At 42.4% G+C, this 1,334-nt stretch carries 2 protein-coding genes; both read right to left on the bottom strand.

The genetic code is table 11. The annotated features are described in order from the left end of the window. The coding region (locus B7Y67_RS18255) for a dihydroneopterin aldolase (protein WP_293599848.1) at positions 1-311 on the bottom strand (311 nt) is incomplete at its 3' end. 21 nt (positions 312-332) lie between these two features. Further along, positions 333-1,016 (bottom strand): GTP cyclohydrolase I, encoded by a 684-nt coding sequence (folE, locus tag B7Y67_RS18250; protein ID WP_293599847.1) that lies wholly within the window; start codon positions 1,014-1,016, stop codon positions 333-335. Positions 1,017-1,334: the final 318 nt, after the last annotated feature.

Here is a 1,334-nt window from a genome sequence, read left to right as displayed (position 1 = left end):
GGAGTTTTCTTGAGGCTAATTTCTAGAGACTCAATTTCTGTATAGTGAGCGCAAGCCTCAACTATCCTAGTAACTAATCTTTCTTGGGTTGCGTAATGCCCGTCTAGGGCTAAGCGATCGATTTCCATGACGAGAGGATCGTAATCAAATACCCTAGCCATGAGATCTTCTGAAATCAAAATGAGTTCAGGGTTGATCCATAAAGTTAGATCCAGTAGATGTTGATCAGGGATAGTGGCACCGGGAGCGTACGTACCAATTTGGGTTCTGAGGCGCAGATCTTTTAACTCCACGCAGGCTATTGATGACATTCCATAATCCTTTTATTTGACTTAATTGCGTTCAATCAGCGATAAAAATTCTCGACGCAAATTGGGATCACTAAGGAAAGACCCTCGCATCACACTATTGATCATTTTGGAGTCGGGGTCTTTGACACCTCGCCACTGCATACAAAAATGATCTGCATCCATCACGATTGCAACACCCGTCGGCTTGACCTTCCTCTCAATCATATCCGCTAGCTCTACAACCGCTTCTTCCTGAATTTGAGGCCGACACATCACCCACTCAGTTAGACGAGAGTATTTTGAGAGACCAATCAGAGCGGAGTTTTTATCTGGCAATATCCCAATCCACACTCTTCCCATGATTGGGCATAAATGATGCGAGCAAGCGCTTCTGACAGTAATGGGGCCAATAATCATCAGCTCATTCAGTCGACTTACATTAGGAAATTTTGTCAATGAAGGTTGCTCTACATAACGGCCGTTAAAAACCTCATTAACAAACATCTTGGCAACTCGCATGCTGGTATTTTTGGTGTTGTGATCACTCTCTGTATCAATCACAAGACTCTCTAAAACAGCCTGCATTTTCTCGGATACTTCCTTCACTAATGCATCCAGCTCCCCAGGCCGAATAAAGGCGGAAATATTGTCATTTGCATGAAAGCGTGCTTTTTTAGCCTTGATACGCTTGCGAATAATTACTGAGAGAGGTGTGCCATCGTTCATATAGAAAATTGGTAGTCAATTGAGGGATTGATTAAAGATGTGCTTATTAGATTAATTAACCAATTTATCTGAAATTACCGTTCTCTGCTGAGTTAGTGTATTTGCATCTGGACTCCCACTAAAAGGAACTAGTTTTGTGTTGGCGGAGATCGTCCAAGGTTTCCCATACTCATCCATTGAAGTAATGCTGAGTATTGGACTTCATATTTGCATCAGGCCCTTGAAGCCCTACTATTTCTCCGTCAGCATGGCCATCACTTCATCCCATGTTTTAGCTCTTATCAGTTACTAGTTTGACTATGTTGCCTTGTTAGGAAT

The sequence above is a fragment of the Polynucleobacter sp. 35-46-11 genome (assembly GCF_002281105.1).
This window is presented reverse-complemented; position numbering and strand designations above follow the sequence as displayed.